Source organism: Frankia sp. CoWAU3 (genome assembly GCF_977971855.1).
Map to the genome: position 1 here is coordinate 1 of NZ_CDWWXB010000337.1, position 524 is coordinate 524.

General features: G+C 70.8%; 1 pseudogene. It reads left to right on the forward strand.

What is annotated here, in order from left to right:
• A pseudogene (locus tag AC08ON_RS18130) lies at nucleotides 1-524 on the forward strand (Eco57I restriction-modification methylase domain-containing protein); the annotation flags it as partial.

Below are 524 nucleotides of genomic sequence, written 5' to 3' on the forward strand. Positions count from 1 at the left end.
CGCCGAGCGGGACCGGGGTGGCGCCGGTCTGCGCGACGTCGGCGCGCACGACGTCTACCGGGGCGCGGTCGCGGTGATGATGCGCATCGTCTTCCTGCTCTACGCCGAGGAACGCGGTCTGCTGCCCGCCGGCAACGACCTGTACGCGAGTACCTACTCCGCCGGCCGGCTGTGCGCCGAGCTGGAACAGCAGCTTTACGACGGCGCGACCGAGGACGACCTGGAGCAGTCGACGGCGGCCTGGCACCGGCTGCGCGCCCTGTTCACCGCCGTGTACGCGGGGGTCGATCATCCCCGGCTGCGCATGCACGCCTACGCCGGGTCGCTGTTCGACCCGGCCGCCCATCCGTGGCTGCCACTCGGCGTGGACGACCGCACGGTGCTGCACATGCTGCGTGCCGTCCAGTACATCCAGGTCGGCAGCGGGAAGTCCCGGGAGCGGCGGACGCTGAGCTTCCGCTCGCTGGACGTCGAGCAGATCGGTTACGTCTACGAGGGTCTGCTCTCCTACGATGCCGAACGCG